The organism is Planctomonas sp. JC2975 (genome assembly GCF_012985205.1).
Lineage (GTDB): Bacteria > Actinomycetota > Actinomycetes > Actinomycetales > Microbacteriaceae > Humibacter.
In genome coordinates this window covers 235,448-256,331 of the sequence record NZ_JABEKS010000002.1, presented here as the reverse complement: position 1 = coordinate 256,331, position 20,884 = coordinate 235,448, and the positions used below count along the sequence as shown (strand labels likewise).

At 69.3% G+C, this 20,884-nt stretch carries 17 protein-coding genes; 10 read left to right on the top strand and 7 right to left on the bottom strand.

All coding sequences use genetic code 11. The features are described from left to right. Window positions 1-5: 5 nt before the first annotated feature. Both HII28_RS14605 and HII28_RS14600 read left to right on the top strand, forming a co-directional pair. Window positions 6-1,031: a MoxR family ATPase gene (locus tag HII28_RS14605; RefSeq protein WP_170026389.1), complete on the top strand. Its 1,026-nt coding sequence runs from the start codon at window positions 6-8 to the stop codon at window positions 1,029-1,031. A gap of 10 nt (window positions 1,032-1,041) precedes the next feature. Then, window positions 1,042-2,370 (top strand): DUF58 domain-containing protein, encoded by a 1,329-nt coding sequence (locus HII28_RS14600; protein ID WP_170026387.1) that lies wholly within the window; start codon window positions 1,042-1,044, stop codon window positions 2,368-2,370. Window positions 2,371-2,455: 85 nt separating this feature from the next. On the opposite strand, the gene katG is transcribed toward HII28_RS14600, so the two are convergent. Then, complete coding sequence (gene katG, locus HII28_RS14595; protein WP_346769364.1) at window positions 2,456-4,612, bottom strand: catalase/peroxidase HPI; 2,157 nt, start codon at window positions 4,610-4,612, stop codon at window positions 2,456-2,458. Between the two features lie 109 nt (window positions 4,613-4,721). Further along, on the bottom strand, window positions 4,722-5,147 hold the full coding sequence (locus tag HII28_RS14590; RefSeq protein ID WP_346769347.1) for a Fur family transcriptional regulator: 426 nt from the start codon (window positions 5,145-5,147) through the stop codon (window positions 4,722-4,724). A 194-nt stretch (window positions 5,148-5,341) separates the two neighbouring features. Between HII28_RS14590 and aqpZ the strand changes: the two genes are divergently transcribed. After that, window positions 5,342-6,115 (top strand): aquaporin Z, encoded by a 774-nt coding sequence (gene aqpZ / locus HII28_RS14585; protein ID WP_170026385.1) that lies wholly within the window; start codon window positions 5,342-5,344, stop codon window positions 6,113-6,115. Window positions 6,116-6,222: 107 nt separating this feature from the next. On the opposite strand, the gene HII28_RS14580 is transcribed toward aqpZ, so the two are convergent. Beyond that, on the bottom strand, window positions 6,223-7,218 hold the full coding sequence (locus tag HII28_RS14580) for a stage II sporulation protein M (RefSeq protein ID WP_170026382.1): 996 nt from the start codon (window positions 7,216-7,218) through the stop codon (window positions 6,223-6,225). Window positions 7,219-7,237: 19 nt separating this feature from the next. On the opposite strand from HII28_RS14580, the gene HII28_RS14575 reads away from it, so the two are divergent. The 6 genes from HII28_RS14575 to HII28_RS14550 all read left to right on the top strand — a co-directional run bounded on the left by HII28_RS14575 (window position 7,238) and on the right by HII28_RS14550 (window position 13,453). After that, window positions 7,238-8,104: an RDD family protein gene (locus HII28_RS14575; protein ID WP_170026381.1), complete on the top strand. Its 867-nt coding sequence runs from the start codon at window positions 7,238-7,240 to the stop codon at window positions 8,102-8,104. A gap of 219 nt (window positions 8,105-8,323) precedes the next feature. Further along, window positions 8,324-9,385 carry an iron-siderophore ABC transporter substrate-binding protein gene (locus HII28_RS14570; protein WP_170026379.1) on the top strand — a complete coding sequence of 354 codons (1,062 nt, stop codon included), beginning with the start codon at window positions 8,324-8,326 and terminating at the stop codon, window positions 9,383-9,385. A 25-nt stretch (window positions 9,386-9,410) separates the two neighbouring features. Next, entirely contained in the window at window positions 9,411-10,484 is a 1,074-nt protein-coding gene (locus HII28_RS14565) for an iron ABC transporter permease (RefSeq protein ID WP_170026377.1), read from the top strand. Then, window positions 10,481-11,587, top strand: coding sequence for an iron ABC transporter permease (locus HII28_RS14560; RefSeq protein ID WP_170026375.1), 1,107 nt, complete (start codon window positions 10,481-10,483; stop codon window positions 11,585-11,587). The genes HII28_RS14565 and HII28_RS14560 overlap by 4 nt, the downstream gene beginning before the upstream one ends. Then, the gene (locus tag HII28_RS14555; RefSeq protein ID WP_170026373.1) at window positions 11,584-12,453 is read left to right on the top strand and encodes an ABC transporter ATP-binding protein; all 870 of its coding nucleotides are present in this window, start codon (window positions 11,584-11,586) and stop codon (window positions 12,451-12,453) included. Before HII28_RS14560 ends, HII28_RS14555 begins: the two co-directional genes overlap by 4 nt. Beyond that, window positions 12,440-13,453: a siderophore-interacting protein gene (locus tag HII28_RS14550; RefSeq protein ID WP_170026371.1), complete on the top strand. Its 1,014-nt coding sequence runs from the start codon at window positions 12,440-12,442 to the stop codon at window positions 13,451-13,453. Before HII28_RS14555 ends, HII28_RS14550 begins: the two co-directional genes overlap by 14 nt. 186 nt (window positions 13,454-13,639) lie before the next feature. Here HII28_RS14550 and ahcY read toward each other — a convergent pair whose 3' ends face one another. Together ahcY and HII28_RS14540 are read right to left on the bottom strand one after the other, a co-directional pair. Beyond that, window positions 13,640-15,166: an adenosylhomocysteinase gene (ahcY, locus tag HII28_RS14545; protein WP_240978031.1), complete on the bottom strand. Its 1,527-nt coding sequence runs from the start codon at window positions 15,164-15,166 to the stop codon at window positions 13,640-13,642. 103 nt (window positions 15,167-15,269) lie between these two features. Further along, on the bottom strand, window positions 15,270-15,506 hold the full coding sequence (locus HII28_RS14540; RefSeq protein WP_170026367.1) for a DUF3499 family protein: 237 nt from the start codon (window positions 15,504-15,506) through the stop codon (window positions 15,270-15,272). Window positions 15,507-15,610: 104 nt separating this feature from the next. Between HII28_RS14540 and HII28_RS14535 the strand changes: the two genes are divergently transcribed. After that, a complete protein-coding gene (locus HII28_RS14535) occupies window positions 15,611-16,048 on the top strand; it encodes a metallopeptidase family protein (protein WP_170026365.1) in 438 nt (145 codons plus the stop codon). 90 nt (window positions 16,049-16,138) lie between these two features. Here HII28_RS14535 and HII28_RS14530 read toward each other — a convergent pair whose 3' ends face one another. Together HII28_RS14530 and HII28_RS14525 are read right to left on the bottom strand one after the other, a co-directional pair. Continuing rightward, the gene (locus tag HII28_RS14530) at window positions 16,139-17,593 is read right to left on the bottom strand and encodes a DUF5719 family protein (protein ID WP_170026363.1); all 1,455 of its coding nucleotides are present in this window, start codon (window positions 17,591-17,593) and stop codon (window positions 16,139-16,141) included. Then, on the bottom strand, window positions 17,583-20,840 hold the full coding sequence (locus HII28_RS14525; protein WP_170026361.1) for a glycosyltransferase: 3,258 nt from the start codon (window positions 20,838-20,840) through the stop codon (window positions 17,583-17,585). Before HII28_RS14525 ends, HII28_RS14530 begins: the two co-directional genes overlap by 11 nt. Window positions 20,841-20,884: the final 44 nt, after the last annotated feature.

The window sequence follows — 20,884 nt, the reverse complement described above, 5'->3', positions numbered from 1 at the left end:
CGCCGATGACCGACCCGACCAATGCAGCGCCGCGACCAGAGGACGCTGGCGGCACGTCGGTGCCGCCTGGCGCATCCGCATCCGCCGGTGACCGCGACGCATTCGCACGGGTGCGCACCGAGGTCGCCAAGGCGGTCGTCGGTCAGCAGGCGGCCGTCACCGGCCTGCTCGTCGCGCTTCTCACGGGTGGACACGTGCTGCTGGAGGGCGTGCCAGGGGTCGCGAAAACGCTGCTCGTGCGTTCGCTGGCCGGCTCCCTGTCGCTGGACATGAAGCGGGTGCAGTTCACCCCCGACCTGATGCCCGGAGACGTCACAGGGTCTGTCGTGTACGACGCCAAGTCGGCGGCGTTCGTCTTCAGGCACGGCCCGGTGTTCACGAATGTGCTGCTCGCCGACGAGATCAACCGCACTCCCCCGAAGACTCAGGCATCCCTTCTGGAGGCCATGGAGGAGCGGCAGGTGAGCGCGGACGGCGAGACTCTGCCGCTGCCGGATCCGTTCCTCGTCGCAGCCACCCAGAATCCGATCGAGTACGAGGGCACGTACACCCTGCCGGAGGCGCAGCTCGACCGCTTCCTGCTCAAGCTCGTGCTCGACCTTCCCGACCGCGACACCGAGTTCGAGGTGCTGCGCCGCCACTCAGCCGGCTTCGATCCGAGGGCGCTGGCGGCCGCCGGTATCCGTCCGGTGCTCGATGCGGCTGGAGTGCTGCGAGCAAGGGATGCCGTGCGCCGGGTGAGCGCCGGAGCGGACGTCCTCGCATACATCGTCGACCTCGCCCGCGCCACGCGGCAGAGCCCGTCCGTTCGGCTAGGCGTGAGTCCGCGCGGCGCGACGGCGCTGCTGGCTGCGGCCAAGGCGTATGCCTGGCTCGGCGGATACGACGCGATCACCCCCGACCACGTGCAGGCGATGGCGCCTGCCGCCTGGCGGCACCGCCTGCAGCTGCAGCCGGAGGCGGAGCTGGAGGGCGTTTCGACCGACGGCATCCTGCGCTCCGTGCTGCAGCAGGTGCAGGTTCCGCTCTAGGCGCGCGTCGATGGCCGTCAGCGGACGCTTCGCCGTCCTCCTCGCCGTTGGGCTCGTGCCGATCGTGCTGTTCGGCACGAGTGCGCCCGGTGCGTACTTCGCTCTCGCGTGGTGGCTGGTGTTCTGCTGCGCCCTGGGCGCGATCGACCTGCTGATGGCATCCTCTCCGCGGCGCGTGCGCATCGAGCGGATGCTCCCCGCCCGCGTGCGCCTCGGCGCGACCGTGACCCAGACGCTCGCGGTCACCAACCTCGACGCCCGTCGGCTGCACGGCCGACTGCGCGACGGCTGGCCTCCCTCGGCGGGCCACGCACCGGCGCGGGTGCCGCTAAACGTGCCGGCCGGCGAACGACGGATGCTCACCCACACCCTGACCCCGCGGCGCCGCGGAACACGCCGTGTCGAGTTCGTCGCCATCCGCTCTGCCGGCCCGCTCGGCCTGTGGTCGCGTCAGGCAACGCTGCAGGCACCGGGCGAGCTGCGGGTGCTGCCACCTTTCCACTCGCGCAAGCATCTGGCATCCCGGCTGACGAGACTGCGTGAGCTCGAGGGTACGACGCCGGTGATGGTGCGCGGCGAGGGCACGGAGTTCGACTCGCTGCGCGAGTACGTCGCCGGCGACGACGTGAGGTCCATCGACTGGCGCGCGACGGCCCGCACCTCGGCAGCGGCTCGCGCCGGCTCGGGCATCATGGTGCGCACCTGGCGCCCCGAACGCGACAGGCGCATCGTGGTCGTCATCGACAGCGGCCGCACGTCTGCCGCCCGCGTATCCGACGAGCCCCGTCTCGACACGGCGTTCGAGTCCACACTCCTGCTGGCTGCCCTCGCCGATCGCGCCGGCGACCGGGTCGACGTGGTCGCGTTCGACCGCCGTGTACGTGCACGCGTGGTCGGCGCCAAGGGCTCGTCCCTCCTGTCGCGGCTCGTGACGGCGCTGGCCGACGTGCAGCCGGAGTTGATCGAGTCCGACTGGTCGGCGGTGCCTTCGCAGGTACGCGCCATCACGCACAGGCACGCGCTCGTCGTGCTGCTCACCGACGCCTCGGCCCCGGGATCCTCGAACGGCCTGCTCTCTGCGCTCCCACAGCTCACCAAGATGCACACCGTCGTCGTCGCATCCGTGCTGGACCCCGACATCGCGCACACCGCAGCGCAGCACGACGATGTCGGAGCCTTCTATCGGGCCGCCGCGGCGGAGCGCGCGTTGCTCGACGGCACACGCGTGGCAGGAGCAATCCGCCAGCTCGGGGCCGACGTCGTGTCGGCTGTGCCAGCCGAGCTGCCGCCCGCTCTGGCCGACAGGTACCTGCAGCTGAAGGCATCCGGTCGGCTGTAGCCCGTCGTCGATACGACAAAGCGGCCGGCCCCGATCCGCATCGGGTGCCGGCCGCTTCGGTCAGCGAGTTCGCCTGAGGACTCGATCAGCGCTTCAGGTCGAAGCGGTCGAGCTCCATCACCTTCTGCCAGGCCGCGGCGAAGTCCTCGACGAACTTCTGCTGGGCGTCGTCGCTGGCGTAGACCTCGGCGACGGCACGCAGCTCGGAGTTGGATCCGAACAGCAGGTCGACGCGGGATCCGATCAGCGTCGTGCCCTCTGCCGTGACGCCGCGGTAGGCGTGACCGCCTTCGTCGAGCGGCGTCCACTCGGTGCCGAGGTCGAGCAGCGACACGAAGAAATCGTTCGTCAGCACGCCCTTGCGCGTCGTGAAGACACCGGTCTCCGAACCGTCCCAGTTGGTGTCCAGCACACGCAGACCGCCGAGCAGTACGGTCAGTTCCGGCGCGCTCAGCGTCAACAGGTTGCCGCGGTCGACGAAGTGGAACTCCTCCGGAGCACCGCCGACGACGCCGACGTAGTTGCGGAAACCGTCCTGACGGGGCTCCAGGTAGCCGAACGACTCGACGTCCGTCTGCTCCTGCGTGGCATCCGTGCGTCCTGGCGTGAAGCCGACCCGCACGTCGACGCCTGCGGCCTTCGCCGCCTGCTCGACGCCGACGCCGCCGGCGAGCACGATGAGGTCGGCCAGCGACACACCGGTTCCCGACTGCTCCTTGATCTGCTCGAGCGTGCCCAGCACCCTCTGCAGCTGCTCCGGCCGATTCACGGCCCAGCGCTTCTGCGGTTCGAGTCGGATGCGCGCACCGTTCGCACCGCCGCGCTTGTCGCCGCCGCGGAAGGTCGACGCAGACGCCCATGCCGTCGACACCAGCTCTGACACCGTCAGATCGGATGCCGCCACCGCCGCCTTCAGCGCTGCGACGTCGGCATCGCTCAACGTGCCCGTCGCCTCGGGCACCGGATCCTGCCAGATGAGCTCCTCTGCCGGCACCTCGGATCCGAGGTAGCGGTCGCGCGGCCCCATGTCGCGGTGCGTGAGCTTGTACCAGGCGCGGGCGAAGGCGTCCTGGAACGCGGCCTGGTCGTCCTTGAAGCGCCGCGAGATCGGCCCGTACTCCGGGTCGTAGCGCAGCGCGAGGTCGGAGGTGAGCATGCGCGGCTCGCGTCGTCCGTCGGAGTGCGCCAACGGCACCATGTCCGCGCCGCCGCCATCCTTCGGGCGCCACTGCTTGGCGCCGGCGGGCGACTCCATCAGCTCCCATTCGTACGCGAAGAGGATGTGGAAGAACTCGTTGTCCCAGCGCGTCGGGTGATAGGTCCACGTGACCTCGAGCCCCGACGTGATCTGGTCGTCGCCCTTGCCAGAGCCGAACGCGTTCTTCCAGCCGAGACCCTGCTCCTCGAGGCCGGCGGACTCCGGATTCGGTCCGACGTTGCTGTCAGGAGCTGCGCCGTGCGTCTTGCCGAACGTGTGGCCGCCTGCGATGAGCGCGACGGTCTCCTCGTCGTTCATGGCCATGCGCTTGAAGGTCTCGCGGATGTCCCTGGCCGACGCCAGCGGATCCGGGTTGCCGCTCGGGCCCTCAGGGTTCACGTAGATGAGGCCCATCTGCACGGCGGCCAGCGGCGCCTCCAGCTCGTGGTCCCCCGTGTAACGCTCGTCGCCGAGCCAGGTGGACTCGGGTCCCCAGTAGATGTCGTCGTCCGGTTCCCATGCGTCGACCCGGCCGCCGGCGAAGCCGAACGTCTTCAGCCCCATGGACTCGAGCGCGACATTGCCGGCGAGGATCATCAGGTCGGCCCACGACAGCGACTTGCCGTACTTCTTCTTCACCGGCCACAGCACGCGTCGGGCCTTGTCGAGTCCGACGTTGTCGGGCCAGCTGTTCAGCGGCGCGAACCGCTGCTGGCCGCTTCCGGCGCCGCCTCGCCCGTCGTGCACCCGGTACGTTCCCGCGCTGTGCCACGCCATGCGGATGATGAGCGGCCCGTAGTTGCCGAAGTCGGCAGGCCACCACGGCTTGGAGGTGGTGAGGGTCGTCAGGATGTCGGCCTTCACCTCGGCCAGGTCGAGCTTCTCGAACTCGCTCGCGTAGTCGAAGTCGCCGCCGAGCGGGTTCGCCACGGCGGGGTTCTTCGCCAGAACCTTGAGGTTCAGGCGCTCTGGCCACCAGCTGATGTTCGACGGGCGGTTGCCGCTCGCGCCGCCGTGCGGCACGGGGCAGCCCTCGTCGGCGATGAGTGCCGTTTCGCTGACCAGTCGGTCGGAATTGTCGCTCACGATGTGATCCTTCTTCGTTGCGGGTGGGTGGATGGTCGTGGATGCTCGCCGCGGGGCGAGCAAACGGTCAGGGTGCGCTGCAGCGGGGGCAGACGCCCCAGAAGACGATGTCGGCGGTGTCGATCACGTAGCCGTGATCGTCGTCCGGCGTGAGGCACGGGGCCTCTCCGACGACGCAGTCGACGTCTTCGACGCTTCCGCAGACTCGGCACACGAGATGGTGGTGGTTGTCGCCCACGCGCACCTCGTAGCGGGCGAGCGAGCCGGCTGGCTGGATGCGACGCACCAGTCCCGCATCCGTCAGCGCATGCAGGCCGTCGTACACCGCCTGGTGCGAGACCAGGGGAAGCTCGGACCGAGCCGCGGCAAGGATGGTCTCGGTGTCGGCGTGCGGATGCGCCTGCACGGCGCGGAACACGGCGACACGGGGCTCGGTGACGCGCAGCCCACGTCCGCGCAGGGCGCTGTGAAGGTCTTCGATGGCTGTCGTCACTGTGGTCTCACCCGGTTCTTATCTTGAATTGATCAAGATAACTTCGTTCACCATAACACTGTCGCGGAGACGACGACACGCCCCGCGGCACGGTCCGGCCTCGCTCGGCGGTAGTTATCGTGCCCAAAGGCGGGACATGCCGATTCCCGGCATATCCGCGGATAACGTCCACTGATCTCTTCGGGGGGAACACCATGTCTGAAACCACCAATCCGACAGCGAAACCTACACCGACCCTGTTGTCGCGCATGCTCGCCGAGGCGGTCGGCACGCTCATCCTGGTGTTCGGTGGTGTCGGCACCGCCATCTTCGCCGCCGGATTCAAGGCTGGAGTCGGCGGGTTCAACGTCGGTTTCCTCGGCGTCGCGCTCGCCTTCGGCCTCACTGTCGTCGTCGGCGCCTACTCGCTCGGGCCCATCTCCGGAGGGCACTTCAACACGGCCGTCACGCTCGGGCTCGCCGCCGCGGGACGATTCCCGTGGCGCGACGTGCTGGGCTACGTCATCGCCCAGCTCATCGGTGCCGTCATCGGATCGTCGTTGCTGTTCTGGATCGCCTCGGGAGGACCGACCGGATTCCTCGCCAAGACCGTGGCTTCTGGCTTCGGCTCAAACGGGTACGGCGCGCACTCGCCCGGCGGATTCGGGCTCGGATCGGCGATCCTGATCGAGATCATCCTCACGGCGGTGTTCCTGTACGTGATCATCGGCGTCACGAGCCAAGGGGCGGCACCCGGATTCGCGGCACTGGCCATCGGCCTCACGCTGACGCTCATCCACCTGATCAGCATCCCGGTCGACAACACCTCGGTGAACCCCGCCCGCTCGATCGCTGCCGCCATCTACGGAGGACCCGGGAATCTCGCACAGCTGTGGGTGTTCATCCTCTTCCCGATCGTCGGCGGATTCCTGGCCGGCTTCACGTTCAAGCCGCTGTTCGGTGGCCTGATCAAGCAGGCTGCCGCCTAGACGCGGATCGATCGCCGGCATCCTGCCGGACGTACGACGAGCACGGCGACGGGTTCCAGGATTCCTGGGACCCGTCGCCGCATGCTCGACGCCGGTGACGATGACGCCTACGCGGCGACGAGGCGCCGGGTCGCGGCATCCGCTCCGTCCAGATCGCCTGTCTCGCCGGCGAGTGCTGCGCGCCTGCCGACCACGAGCATGTAGAAGAGGAAGGCTCCCAGCGCTACCGCGCCGATCGTGATCTTGGCCCAGACCGGGAGACCGGACGGCGTGACGAAGCCCTCGATCAGACCGGAGCAGAACAGGCTGATCGCGCTGCCGACGGCGACCGCGAACAGGGCGCGGCCCTCCTGCGCGAGCGCCTGACCTCTGGTGCGCGGCCCAGGAGCCACCCACGCCCAGAAGATGCGAAGACCGGCTGCTGCGGCGACGAAGAGCGAGGTGAGCTCGAGCAGGCCGTGCGGGAGGATGTACGAGAACATCACGTCCGTGCGCCCGAAGTGCGTGAAGATGCCGGCCGCCAGGCCGAGGTTGATCGCGTTCTGCAGCAGGATGTACGGCACGTAGACACCGAGGATCCCGGTCGCCACGCTCTGAGCTGCCAGCCACGCGTTGTTCGTCCACACCTGGCCGGCGAAGGATGCCGCTGGGTTGCGCGAGTAGTAGTCGATGAAGTCGTGGTTCAGGTACTGCTTGAGGTCGACGTTGCTGCCGACGGCGGCGAGCGCCTTCGGATCCGCCACGAGCCACCATGCGGTGAGGAACGCCACGATCACCGTGCCCGCGGCGACCCCAAGGGTGACCCATCGCACCCGGTACAGGGCCGCGGGCAGGGCGATCGCGAAGAACCGTGCGACGGCTCCGGCCGCGCTTCCGGTTCCCCCGGTGAACCGCAGCCGCGCGTCGGCAAGCACTGTCGCAACCCGATCCGTGTATGCGCTGTCGCCGTCCGTCGAGCCGAGCGTCGAGAGCTGCGTCGCCGTCGACTGGTAGCCGGCGATGAGGTCGTCGGAGTCCGGTCCGTCGAGCTTGCGCTGCTTCGCGAGCACGTCGAGTCGGTCCCACTCGGCGCTGTGGGCGGCGGCGTACGCGTCGGCATCCATGACTGCTTAGATGGTAGCCATGACGAGCGGGGCTGCGGGCAATCCTCGCTTCGTCGACACCTCCCTGAACGAGTACGGCGACGCGGATCGCCAGGTCATCGGCGAGGCCGTGGCGTTCGATGCACGGCCGGCGACCTTCGTGCTGCGCGCCGCGGGACTCCTCATCGACGTGGTCGCGACGTACACCGTGGTCATCCTGCTGTTCTGGGCGTTGAGCGCTGCGTCCAAGGTGTTCGATCCGGCAGCGACCGCCGCCATTCAGGTAGCGATCCTCGCCGTGATGTTCCTCGTGGTGCCCACGGCGGTCGAGACCCTCAGCCACGGCCGCAGCCTTGGCAAGCTCGCGATCGGGGCTCGCATCGTCCGCGACGACGGCGGCGTCGAACTGTTGCGGCACGCCTTCGTGCGATCCCTGGCGGGCGTCGTCGAGATCTACCTCACCTTCGGCGGCATCGCCGCCGTGACCGGTCTGCTGAGCGCGCGTTCGAGGCGCGTCGGCGACTGGCTGGCCGGCACCTCTTCCCAGATTCAGCGGATGCCCGCCCCACCTGAGCCTCCCCCGGCGCTTCCGCCGTACTTGGCCGGCTGGGCCGTCGTCGCCGACGTAGCCGCCCTGCCGCCGCGCCTGGCACGTCGCATCGCGGAGTTCCTGCGCCACGCGAACACGTTGACAGCGGATGCCCGCCTCCGCGTCTCCACGGACCTCGCGCGCGAGGCGTCCCCGTACGTCTCTCCTCTTCCGAACACGGATGCCGAGTCGTTCCTCGTGGCGGTCGCCGCGCTCCGGCGGGACCGCGAGTACGCCGCACTGATGGGTGAGCGCGAGCGTCTCTCCAGGGTGCAGCCCGCGCTCACCGCGCTGCCGCCCGGCTTCCCGCGCCGCTGACGACCCCTGCGGTCGGTCCGGGCTGGACCCGGGCCCGAGTCTGGGTTAGGGTTACCTGAGTTAGGTAAGGCTTACCTACTGGCCCGACCGGCCTGGGAGGCCCCCCACTTCGCCGCCAAGAGCGGCACGCCACGGGCACCGTCGCCCGACCACGTCGCGGTGCGACCAGCCGATTCAGCGGCGCGGAGTGCCGCGGATCCGCCCGACCCGAAGGACAGCATGATCACCCGCGCCCATTCCGCTTCGCCCGCCCGCTTCCGCAGGGGCCGTCTCGCCGCCGTCGCCGTGCTCGCCGCGACGGCGCTGGCGCTGACCGGCTGCTCCAGCACGGCGGGGACGAGCACGAACGACGCGGAGTCCGCCGGCGGCGCGTTCCCGGTCTCGCTGAAGAACACGTTCGGCACCACGGTGATCCAGTCGGCGCCGAAGCGCGTGTCGACCATCAGCTGGACGAACCAGGACGCCGCGATCGCGCTGGGCGACATCCCGGTCTCGATGTCGAAGGCCACGTACGGTGACGACAACGGTGACGGCGTGCTGCCGTGGACGGCGGCCGCCCTGAAGAAGGCGGACGCGAAGACCCCGCAGCTGAACGACGAGACCGATGGCATTCCGTACGAGAAGATCGCGGATTCCACGCCCGATGTCATCCTCGGCGCCTACTCCGGACTCACCAAGCAGGAGTACAGCACGCTGAGCAAGATCGCACCGACGGTGTCGTACCCGAAGGCGGCCTGGGGCACTCCGTGGCGCGTCACGACCCTGACGGACGGCGAGGCGCTCGGCAAGAAGGCACAGGCGCAGAAGCTCATCGCCGACACCGAGAAGACGATCAGCACGGAGATCGCGAAGTACCCGCAGATCAAGGGCAAGACCGTGATGTACATCTGGGTCGACCCGAAGGATCTGTCGACCATCACGTACTACACGCCGAGCGACGCACGCGTGAAGTTCCTCGGCGACCTCGGCCTGAAGAACGCGCCGTCGATCGAGAAGCTCGCGGCGGGCAGTTCGCAGTTCTTCGGCACCATCAGCAGTGAGAAGGCCGACACCCTCGACGCCGACATCGCCGTGCTCTACGTCGACGATGCTGGCTCGTACGACCTCATCAAGAAGGATCCGCTGCTCAGCCAGATCCCGGCCGTGAAGCGCGGATCCGTCGTCGTGCTCGACGACACCACCGAGATCATGGCGTCGTCAGCGCCGTCCGTGCTCTCGATCCCGTGGGTGCTGCCGACCTACGTGCCGCAGCTCGCCAAGGCCGCCGACAAGGTCGGCTGAGCCGAAGAATCGTCGGCGAAGAAGTATGACCTCCACCCTCACTCCCGTCGTTGCGGAGCTCGCGCACGCGGGTTCCGCCGCCGCGACGCCGCGATGGCGCCGCAGCAGGACGACGCGCACCTGGGGAATGGTGGCGTGCGCGCTCGCGCTGGTGGCGGCATCCGTCGCCTCACTGGTGTTCGGTGTGCGTGACGTGCCCATCGACCAGGTCTGGCATGCGTTGACGACGCCGGGGGTGCCGGGGATCGACGCGGCCGCGGCGCTCAGCAGGGTGCCGACGACAGTGGCCGGGATCTTGATCGGCGCGGCGCTCGGAGTCGGCGGCGCGCTGATGCAGGGTGTCACCCGCAATCCGCTGGCGGATCCGGGGCTGCTGGGCATCAACTCCGGCGCTGCGCTCTTCGTCGTGATCGCCATGACGTTCCTCGGGGTGTCCAGCGCCATCGGCACGGTGTGGTTCGCGTTTGCGGGCGCCGCGGTCGCCGCGATCGTGGTCTACGCCGTGGCGTCCGCCGGACGTCGCGGAGCGACGCCCTTCACCCTCACCCTCGCCGGTGCCGCTGTGACGGCCGCGGCCGCGTCGATCACCACGGGTGTGCTGCTCACGAACGTCGCATCGCTGGATTCGTACCGCTTCTGGCAGATCGGATCCATCTCCGCCCCCGCCTGGTCGACCATCCTCCTGCTCGCGCCCTTCATCGTTGTGGGACTCGTGCTCGCCCTCTTCCAGGGATCCGCTCTGAACGCCTTGGCCCTCGGCGACGACCTTGCACGCGGGCTCGGCCACCGAGTCGGGCTCTCCCGGGTGCTCACCGCGGTTGCCGTCGTGCTGCTGTGCGGTGCGGCCACGGCCATGGCAGGTCCCATCGCGTTCGTGGGCCTTGCCGTTCCACACGCTGCGCGTCTGGTGTTCGGCGCCGACTATCGATGGATCCTGCCTGCCGCCGCATTCCTCGGCGGTGTGCTGCTGCTTGTCGCCGACGTGATCGGCCGGCTCGTCGCACGTCCGTCCACGATCGAGGTCGGCGTCGTCGTCGCGATCATCGGCGCCCCCGTTCTCATCGCACTCGTGCGTCGTACGAAGGCGGTGGCGCTGTGAGCGTGACGCAGGCGAACCGGGCGGGTGGTGCGGCATCCGCGCTCGAGGGCAGCGGTCTTCGGCGAGCCGTGGCGGGCATCCGCTCGGCCAGGAGGGTCACCGCACGCCACGACGCACTCGTCGTGACGGCGCTGGCGCTCGTCGTGCTCGTACTCGTCGTCCTGACCCTCTGCATCGGCGCGACCATCACCCCGATCGGCGACGTGCTGCGGGTGCTCTCCGGCCAGACGGTGCCGGGAGCGAGCTTCACGGTCGGCGAGCTCCGCCTGCCCAGAGCGCTCGGAGGACTGCTCGTCGGGCTCGCCTTCGGCGCGGCCGGATGCCTGTTCCAGTCCGTCCTGCGCAACACCCTCGCGAGCCCCGACGTCATCGGCATCTCCTCGGGCGCAGGTCTGGCAGCGGTCGTCGCGATCGCGGTCTTCGGCGCTTCGGGACTCGTCGTCTCGGTCGCTGCGCTCGGTGGCGCCCTCGTCACAGCGCTCCTGATTTTCGTTCTCTCCGCCGGCCGCTCCACCACCGGATACCGCTTCGTACTCATCGGCATCGCCATCGGCACGGCAGCCCAGGCCGTGATCGGCTACGTCATCACGCGCTCGGACATCGCCGACGCGCAGCAGGCGCTCGTATGGCTCACCGGATCCCTCAGCCGAAGCCTCTGGGACCAGCTGCCCGCCGTGGCCATCGCGCTGATCGTGCTCCTACCGTTCGCACTGTTCTCCGGCCGCACCGTGGACACGCTGCGCCTCGGCGACGACACGGCGACAGCGCTCGGTGCACGGGTGCAGAGGGACCGCGTGGCGCTCGTCCTGCTGGCCGTCGCGCTCATCGCCGTCGGCACGTCGCTCACCGGACCCGTTGCGTTCGTCGCCTTCCTGGCCGGACCCATCGCGACCCGCATGCTGCGCTCCAGCCGCCTGCTCGTTCCTGCCTCCGCGCTGATGGGCGCCGCCATCCTTCTCGCCGGCGACTTCATCGGCCAGCACCTCATCCCGGGCGTCACGCTTCCCGTCGGCGTCGTCACCGGCGCGATCGGCGCCCCCTACCTGCTCTGGCTGCTCGCCCGCGGCGGCCGCCGGAGCGCCGCAACCGGAGGAGTCTCGTGAGCCAGCAGCGCACGACCCACACGCTCGCCGCCGACCATGTCACGCTCGCGTACGACGATCGCGTCGTCGTCGACGATCTCGCTCTCCAGCTGCCGCAGCAGGGCGTCACGATGATCGTCGGGGCGAACGGATGCGGCAAGTCGACCCTCCTCAGGGCGTTGGCTCGCCTGTTGACGCCGGCCAAGGGTGCCGTCCTGCTGGACGGATCGGATATCCGCCGCACGCCGACCAAGGCCGTCGCCCGCGTCGTCGGTCTGCTGCCGCAGAGCCCCGTCGCACCGGAAGGCGTCACGGTGGCAGAGCTCGTGGGACGCGGACGGTATCCGCATCAGTCCTGGTCGCGCCCGTGGAGCGCTCGAGACGACGAGGCCGTCGCCGAGGCGCTGACGTCCACCGGCATCCTCGAACTGACGAACCGCCGGGTCGAAGAACTCTCCGGCGGACAGCGGCAGCGCGTGTGGATCGCGATGGCGCTCGCGCAGGAGCCGGACATCCTGCTCCTCGACGAGCCGACCACCTACCTCGATGTCGCCCACCAGATCGACGTGCTCGACCTGCTCGTCGACCTCAGCCACCGCGGAACGGCGGTCGTGGTCGTGATGCACGAGCTCAACCTGGCCACGCGTTACGCCGACCACCTCATCGCCATGAAGGACGGCTCTGTCGTGGCCGATGGCACGCCGCGCGAGATCGTGACCGGCGACCTCGTGCGCGACGTCTTCGGCCTCGATGCCGCCATCGTCGACGACCCGGTGTCCGGCACACCGCTCGTCATTCCGATCGGACGGCACCGCACGGGATCCTCCGCCTCCTTCGCCGCCGAGCGCGCAATCCTCGAAGAGGAGGCGGCCGATGTCGCTCGTTGACACGCAGGCGGACCAGGCCACGTTGGATGGCGCCGCCGAGCCGTTGTACCGCTTGTTCGACGCGACGGTGCTCGCCACTGAGCGCATCTCCCCCACCTTCGTGCGCATCACGTTCGGCGGTCGCGGGCTCGACGACCTCGCCTGGGACGGCCTCGACCAGCGCATCAAGCTCCTGCTGCCCAATGCCCAGGGCGGATATCCGTCCATGCGCGCGAAGGATCCCGCCTGGTACGCCCAGTGGTCAGCGCTCCCCGACGAGACGCGACCGCCGATGCGCACGTACACGATCCGGGACCGCCGCGTCGGCTTCGCAGGAGTCGAACTCGACGTCGACTTCGCGCTGCATGCCGAGACGGCCGGTCCGGCCGCCGGATGGGCCGCCGGCGCCGAAGCCGGCATGCCCCTACGCCTGTTGGGCCCCAACGTGAGGGCCGACGGCGACCGTGGCGCGATCGGCTGGATACCGCCGACCACCACGCGACGATTCGTGATCGCGGGCGACGAGACGGCGCTGCCGGCGATGGCGAGCATCCTGAAGTCGCTGCCGACGGATGCTGCAACCACCGTCTTCGCGGAACTCCCGCACCGTGCCGACCTGGAGGCGCTCGACGCTCCGACATCCGTCGACGTGCGGTTCGTCGCACGCTATGGCGATCCGGGCGAGTCGCTGGCGGATGCCGTCTGCGCCGCGTTCCCCCGCCCGACGGAACCGTCGCCTGACACGGCGGATGTCTCGTCCTCAGTACCCGCGATGCCCGCGGGCGTCGAGCCCGAAGACGTCGACATCGAGGCGGAGACACTGTGGGAGGTGCCGGGCACGGATCCTCTCACCGGCGGTCGCATCACCGGCGACGACAGGCACGCCTCAACGTATGTGTGGCTGGCCGGCGAGGCCGCTGCGATCAAGCGCATCCGCCGCCACCTCGTGCGCGACGTCGGATTCGACCGCCAGGCCGTCTCGTTCATGGGCTACTGGCGCCGCGGCCGCAGCGAGTACTGAGCGACTCGTCTCTCGGCTCAATCGTCAGTGATCGCGGCCGCGCCGCTCAACTGACTCAATCGGGACGGGAAAGCGAGCAAGCTCACCCCGCCTCGCGGCTCAATCGTCAGTGATCGCGGCTACGCCGCTCAACTGACTCAATCGGGTCGGGAAAGCGAGCCAGCTCGCTTTCCCGACCCTCAATCGTCAGTACCGGTACTGGTCCGACTTGTAAGGGCCGTCGACGGGCACGCCGATGTAGGCCGCCTGCTCCGGCGTGAGCGTCGTGAGCTCCACTCCGAGCGCGTCGAGGTGCAACCGCGCGACCTTCTCGTCCAGCACCTTCGGCAGCGTGTACACGCCGACCGGATACGCAGCGAGATTGTTGTGCAGTTCCATCTGGCCGAGCACCTGGTTCGTGAACGAGTTGCTCATCACGAACGACGGATGCCCCGTCGCGTTTCCGAGGTTCATCAGGCGTCCCTCGCTCAGCACGAGCACGCTGCGCCCGTTCGGGAGGCGCCACTCATGCACCTGAGGCTTGATCTCGATGCGCTCCGCCCCCTCGAGGGACTCCAGCGCGGCCATGTCGATCTCGTTGTCGAAGTGTCCGACGTTCGACACGATCGCCAGGTGCTTCATGGCCAGCAGGTGCTCCAGGCGCACGACGTCCTTGTTGCCCGTGCCGGACACGAGGATGTCCACCTCGCCGATCACGGACTCGAGGCGCGAGACCTGGAATCCGTCCATCGCGGCCTGCAGCGCATTGATCGGATCGATCTCGCTCACGATCACGCGAGCGCCCTGCCCGCGCAGCGCCTCTGCCGCTCCCTTGCCGACATCGCCGTAGCCAGCGACGAACGCCACCTTGCCGCCGATGAGCACGTCCGTTGCACGGTTCAGTCCGTCGACGAGCGAGTGCCGGATGCCGTACTTGTTGTCGAACTTCGACTTGGTGACCGAGTCGTTGACGTTGATCGCCGTGAAGAGGAGTTTGCCGTCGCGTTCCAGCTCGTACAGCCGGTGCGCACCCGTCGTGGTCTCCTCGGTGACGCCGACGATCCCTTCGCCGATGCGGGTCCAGCGGTCGGCGGATTCCGCCAGCGACGCGCGCAGCAGGTCGAGGATGACGCGGTACTCGTGCGAGTCGCCCCGTGCGGCATCCGGAACCCGTCCGTCGCCTTCGAACTGCGTGCCGAGGTGAACGAGGAGCGTGGCGTCGCCGCCATCGTCCAAGATCTGGTTCGGTCCGGTGAAGTCGGAATCTGACGTCCCGGCTTCGCCTGCCGCCTGCGCCTCGGCGCTCCAGTCGAACACGCGGGAGGTGCACCACCAGTACTCCTCTAGCGTCTCGCCCTTCCACGCGAACACCGGAACGCCCTGAGGATCATCCACGGTGCCGTCGGGGCCGACGACGACCGCGGCCGCCGCCTCGTCCTGCGTCGAGAAGATGTTGCAGCTCGCCCAGCGCACCTGTGCACCCAGAGCGACGAGCGTTTCGATGAGCACTGCCGTCTGCACCGTCATGTGCAGCGATCCGGCGATGCGAGCGCCGGCGAGCGGCTGGGCGTCTCCGAACTCAGCCCGCAGGGCCATCAGGCCGGGCATCTCCTGTTCGGCCAGGCGCAACTGGTGACGACCGGCCTCTGCAAGGCCGAGATCGCGAACGCGGTACTCGAACGGCTGCGCCGGGTGCGGGTCGGCGGTCTGCTGCGTGGTGGAGAGCGAAGTCATGTGCTCCATTGTCTCAGGCCGGTCCAGCGTGGCCAGTCCCCCACTCGAGGCCTCGGTATGCGGCGGTTCGTGACGAGAACGCCGCCGCGCGGCACGTTGCGCGTCAGAGCAGTTCGCCGTGCGGGGCGCTGTCCAGCCCGCCGAGCACCTGATGCCGAACGACCTGCCAGCCCTGCGGTGCCGACAGACGGTCGGCATGGATCGCGCACAGATCATAGGTGTGCGGCTCGTGGGCGATCGAGAGCGGCCCGAGCACGACCATCGAGTCCGCGTAGTCGTACGTCAGAGTTGCCACGGCTTCCCGCGAGCACGCGACCTTGGAGCACACACGGGGCTTCATCAGGGCACAACACTACTCGCGCGCGTGATGGAGCCGTGAGCGACGATCCGGTGGATCCTCGGCGCGACCGTCCCCACCGCGCACCGCACCCTAGGATGGTCCCCATGCCACGATCCCGACCCGTGCGGTACGCCAGCGCGGTGCGTCGCTCGGATCGCCATGGCCGGGGGGCCCGCGGCCCAGTCACCGGTCCGCACCTCCCGCTGCTGCAGGACAGGATCGACACCTTCGAGATGACCGTCGCGGCCACGGCCGACTACCTCAAGGGCGTCTGGCCGGACGAGCTCTCGGACATGCGCGTGCAGATCGCTGCGGCACCGTCATCCGCTCTCGGTGTCGAGGAGGTGGGACGCTGGGGCGTGGATCACGCGCACAAGGCGATCACGCTCTACCGGGTGCCGATCGAACGGCTGGCGAAGCTGCATCGCAACGACGACCTGCACCGCAAGCTCCTCGTGGAGAGCTGCGTGTTCCGTGCCGTCGCCGAGCTGATGGGCCGCGACCCATGGGACCTCGCCCCCGGCCGTTTCGGTCACTACTGACGATTGAGCCTTGGAGAAGCCGAGCGAGCTCGGGTTCTCAAGGCGATTGAGTCAGTCGAGCGGCGCAGCCGCGGAGACTGACCCGACTGCTCACTTCGGGTAGACGGCGATCGGTTGCGCCATGGGTCCTGGCGGGTTGAGCGCGAAGGATGACGACGCCCCGTCAGCGGTCAGGCTCACCGATGCACGCAGTCCGGTCGCGCCTTCCAGGTCGTAGGTGCCGCGGGCGCTCACCGGTACCGCGACCCCCTTGCCCGCGGCGACGGACACGCGCTGGGCCGAGCCGTTCTTGCCGGTGATCGTCACGGTCGCCGACGACTTTCCGTCGTTGACGAGGTGCAGCGTCGGGGACCCGCCAGTCGGAACCGCGAGCAGCGCACGCTGCTGCAGCGGCGCCGACGCCACGAACCAGGCGAAGTCCTGCGTCGCGGCCTCGGCCTGAGCGGTCGCGGACTGGTCTCCGCTCGCCGGCGCAACGGCATCCACCGTGCGTGCAGCGGCGACGACGGGTCCGTCGGCCGAGACGCGCACCGTGTACGAGCCGTCGATGAGGTGCGAGAACGGCACCTCGCGCACCGTCCCGCCTTGCAACGTGATGCGCGACGTGTCCACGACGCCCGCCGTCGTCTCCGAGGTCGCCGTCACAGTGACGTGCACGGCTTCCGTGCCGGGCGCAAGCAGTCGCACGGTCGGCAGCTGGGCTGCTGCCCCGTCAGCACCGCCGCTCACCCGGGCGATGTTGGCCACGGTCATCCCGGGGATGATGGACTGCTGCGCCGGCTCGGCCGTCGGTCCGACGAGCTCGACGCCCTGCGGTGCCAGGCCCTGCACGCTGCTTTGCTGCAGCGAGGGATACACGCTGCCTCCCGTCGCCTGCACATGAACGACGGATGCCTGCACGTTCGGCACGATCCCCGCCAGTGGCACCACGAGTTGCGAGTCCGCCCGCACGACGAGGCCACGCGCACCGGGCGCCTCGGCGCGTCCAGCCTCGGTGTACACCGTGAGGTCGACCGTCGCCTGCACCGCCGTCGGATTGCTCAGCAGCACGAGACTCGTCGAACCCAGGGTCGTGGCTCCCGCGACGAGCCAGCTGTCGGAGGTCGCTTCACCGCAGGCCGCAGCAGCGAGGCCCGCGATGTCGGACTCCGACGCCTTCTGCGACTGGCCGCCCGCGATCAGCGGATGCCCGCCCGAGTCGCCGGCCTGCGTGCTGATCACTCTGGGCGCTGAGCCGCCTCCCTGCACGCTCGGCGTGTCGAGGTCGCGCTGCGCGACCGAGGTCGTTGCGCGCGTCACGACGGTCGGCGATCCGATCGACGACAGGGACGTTGCGTTGCTGGCGTCTGTCTGGTCGAGCAGCGGGCCGGGACACACACGCGACTGGTCAGCCGGAACGGGTGTGACGGTGTGCGCAGGAGGAACCATGCTGAAGCTCGGCCACGGGAGCGTGGCTCCGAGAATGGCGAGGACCGCGACGCCCGTGCCGATGACGCCGGCCACGATGCGCACGCTGCCTCGTGCGATGGCGCGCTTACTGGGCACGTCCGCCTCCTTCAGCACCTTCGTGCACCATCGGATCGGATGCCCGACTCGGCTCATCCTGATCGGCGTCCGTTTCGCCGGCGTGGCCCTCGGCGACAGCGCGCTCGGATTCGGTGTCGTCGTCAGGTGCGGCGTCGGCGTCGGCACCGTCCAGGCGCTCGGAGGACGCCGGCCCTTCGTCTCCTCGGCGATCCGGGCCGGAATCGGTGTCAGGATCCGGATCCGGATCGGGATCGGGATCAACTCCTGAGTCCTGCTCGGGAGCCGAAGCGCGACGGTCTCCCTCGTCGGCGCCACCGTCGTCGGAGGCGGAAGCCGGATCGGACGGGTTCACCGCATCCGTGTCCGCCGCGGGAGCGTTGTCGACGGTGGGCGCCGGATCCAGCGCCCACCGGGCGCTCCGCTTCGTCGGGGCGCGACGCTTCTCGGGCCGCATGCCCAGCACCTCGGCCGCCGTCGGGCGTCCGAGGTTTCCACGCTCCGTTCGGCCGGTCGGAAGCGCAAGCAGCAGTGTCAGGCCCATCACGACGCCGAGCCCGATGAACACGAGCACCCGAAGCCAGCCGCCGGCATCCGGCGGGATGGGCACCTGGTGCCGCTGACCTGGAACACTCCACAGCACGGCTCCATCGGTGGACGCCACCTGCGTCAGCAGCGCGTTCCCGTCCAGCGCGGTCTCCGCCCGCACCTCCGTCGCCGATGCCGGCGACACACCCTCCCCCGCTGTCGTCTCGAGCAGCACGAATGACACACCGAAATGCTTCAGCAGCGACGATGCGTTCAGACCGCTCGTCGACGTGAGGTTGCCGGCCAGTACGGCGAGCTGCTTCTCGTCCGTCGTGAGGGTACGGCTGGTTGCGCTCAGGGTGCTCTGGTCGTCGAGCGTCTGACCCGTCCCGTGCACCAGCTGGGCACCGAGCGAGCCATCGGTCTGCGGCGTGAGCCGCAGCGTTCCGATGCGGGGCTTCGCCTGCGCCTGAGCCGTCGCGTACGCGGGCAGGGCGCTCGTGGTGGACGGTCCAACCGCCGATGTCTGCAGCGGCATCGCGATCGCGAGCGGCGCAATGGCCACCGCGAGGAAGGCCACAGCGACCGTGGCCGGCGCGATGGAGAAGCGGCCGAGCGCGACGAGCGCCATCGTCGCCGCGGCGATCAGACCGAGCCAGTAGAGGCTCAGTGCGGAGCCTGCGTACACAGGCACGGCGTGCGATCCGGACGCCGACAACGAGAGGTGCAGCGTGAGGATCGCCGTGGCGAATCCGAGCAGCGCGCCGACGAGGCAGAGCGTCGCACGGATGGTCCCGCGCAGGAACAACGCCAGCAGGGCGAGGATCCCGATCGGCGCGACGAGGATCGGCACCACGATCGACGGCGCGATCCCGCTGATGCCCAGCAGTCCGGCCAGCGACTGCCATCCACCGAGGTTGCCGTCCGCGAATCCGAGTGCGATATGGAGCGGATGCCCGTCCGTGCCCGCCAGCGGCAGTCCGGGGTCGGCGAGAACCGAGAACGGCGTGCCGCGCAGCGTCTGCTGCACGACGAGCGGCAGGAACAACGCGACGGCCGGGATCGGAATGGGCAGCATCCGTACTGTCCCGCGCCGGGCGAGGATCACGCCGATCAGCCAGATCACGAAGAGCGCAGGCGCGAGAATCGGAGCGCACGCCAACACCGCCGCGGCGAGGATGCCCGTCGTGGCCGCTGCCGCCCACGACCGCTTCGCAGCGGTTCCCGCGAAGAACAGCCAGGGCAGCAGGATGTGCACGATCACCGCCGCCGGGCGCCCCTGCTGAAGCGCGTCGAACAGCATCGGCGCCAGAGCCCAGACCAGCGCGAAGGTGGCACGCAGCACGGGACGGTGCGTGAGCCTGGTGGAGAGGAACCACGCGCCGAGTGCTGCAAGAGGCATGGCCGCGAACCAGAGCAATTCGATCGCGAACGATGGCTGCCAGAACGTGAGGGATCCCAGGATGGCGAGCACGGCGTTGAACGGATCGGCGGCTCCCACGAAGCCGATGCCGATGTCGCGCCAGCCGTATCCGAGACTGGACCAGAGGGCCCCCACATCGTTCAGTGGCAGCAGTCCGCCGCCGCCGATCTGCGTCCACCCGAGCAGCGGAGAGAACAGCGCGATGCTCATGACTGCCATGGCCAGCACCACCCAGGCGCCGCCGCCGCTGAAGAAGTTCAGCTCCCGCCGTTCGCCGCGCACGCGGGTCAGGCTCGCCTCGCGTTGGATGGCACGTGCCCGCCTCACCTCGGATCGCGGGATCCGCAGCGGCGCTATCGCGCTCCACTTGACCGTTCGCACTCGTTTGATGGCGGAACGAGCGGGTCCGATCCGGCTGCCGCCGAACGCGGTCGCGAACGCGGCGGCGAACTCGCCGCCGATCGATCCCGGCTGCTTGCTCAGCAGCAGCCCGAGAGAACGCAGTACCGCCAGCGGCACCAGCGACAGCCAGTGGAGGAACAGGGCGAATGCCGGTGCGTACGCCATCCTCCTGTGCAGCTGCGCGGCACGCCTCTGCCGATGCTGACGTCGGCGACGACCGCCCTTCGGGCTGCGGCGCGGCGCGCTGACGTCATCTGCAGCGGATGCCATGCGTGCGGTCGGAACGATCACCACACGGTGTCCGGCAAGACGGGCTCTGACGCACAGGTCGAGGCCGTCGTCGAAGACGGGCAGCGCGGGGTCGAATCCGCCGAGCCGTTCCCAGACCGTGTGCCGGACCAGCATCCCGGCAGCGGGAACAGCCATCATGTCGCTCGTGTGGTCGTGCTGCGCCTGGTCGAATTCGTCCTGGACGGGCACGATCGTCGCGCCGAATCTGGTCATCGCGATGCCAAGCTCGCGCAGCACGGAGGCCGCGTCCCAGTCCACGAGCTTCGGGCCTGCCACCGCCACGGACGGCGAGACCGCAACGGTCTCGATCATCCGTTCCAGGGCATCCGGTTCCGGCGCCGTGTCCTCGGCGAGGAACCACAGCCATTCGTCGTCGGACGTCGGAGGCGGCAGCGTGCGGGCTGCCAGGCCGATCGCAGCGCCGAACGGGATCCTCTCCTTCGACGCGAGCAGCGCGCCGGGTGAGGCGGACGACGCGGCGGCGGTTGTCGCCTCGTCGGAGGCCACGCCGATCACCACCACTGAGTCGACAGGCCGGGTTTGCGCGGCGAGTGCGTCAAGGCTTCGGGTCAGGTGATCGGCGCCGCGGTGCGCGACGACGAGAGCGGTGACAGTCGGAGGCATCGCGGCAAGCCTAGGCAACGACCCGCTCAATCCCGGGGACCGGG

What these genes read in the sequence shown, in the direction of transcription:
- HII28_RS14605 (WP_170026389.1), top strand. Translation starts at nt 6, where the DNA reads ATGACCGACCCGACCAATGCAGCGCCGCGACCAGAGGACGCTGGCGGC.
- HII28_RS14600 (WP_170026387.1), top strand. Translation starts at nt 1,042, where the DNA reads ATGGCCGTCAGCGGACGCTTCGCCGTCCTCCTCGCCGTTGGGCTCGTG.
- aqpZ (WP_170026385.1), top strand. Translation starts at nt 5,342, where the DNA reads ATGTCTGAAACCACCAATCCGACAGCGAAACCTACACCGACCCTGTTG.
- HII28_RS14580 (WP_170026382.1), bottom strand. Translation starts at nt 7,218, where the DNA reads ATGGATGCCGACGCGTACGCCGCCGCCCACAGCGCCGAGTGGGACCGA.
- HII28_RS14575 (WP_170026381.1), top strand. Translation starts at nt 7,238, where the DNA reads ATGACGAGCGGGGCTGCGGGCAATCCTCGCTTCGTCGACACCTCCCTG.
- HII28_RS14570 (WP_170026379.1), top strand. Translation starts at nt 8,324, where the DNA reads ATGATCACCCGCGCCCATTCCGCTTCGCCCGCCCGCTTCCGCAGGGGC.
- HII28_RS14565 (WP_170026377.1), top strand. Translation starts at nt 9,411, where the DNA reads ATGACCTCCACCCTCACTCCCGTCGTTGCGGAGCTCGCGCACGCGGGT.
- HII28_RS14550 (WP_170026371.1), top strand. Translation starts at nt 12,440, where the DNA reads ATGTCGCTCGTTGACACGCAGGCGGACCAGGCCACGTTGGATGGCGCC.
- ahcY (WP_240978031.1), bottom strand. Translation starts at nt 15,166, where the DNA reads ATGACTTCGCTCTCCACCACGCAGCAGACCGCCGACCCGCACCCGGCG.
- HII28_RS14540 (WP_170026367.1), bottom strand. Translation starts at nt 15,506, where the DNA reads ATGAAGCCCCGTGTGTGCTCCAAGGTCGCGTGCTCGCGGGAAGCCGTG.
- HII28_RS14535 (WP_170026365.1), top strand. Translation starts at nt 15,611, where the DNA reads ATGCCACGATCCCGACCCGTGCGGTACGCCAGCGCGGTGCGTCGCTCG.
- HII28_RS14525 (WP_170026361.1), bottom strand. Translation starts at nt 20,840, where the DNA reads ATGCCTCCGACTGTCACCGCTCTCGTCGTCGCGCACCGCGGCGCCGAT.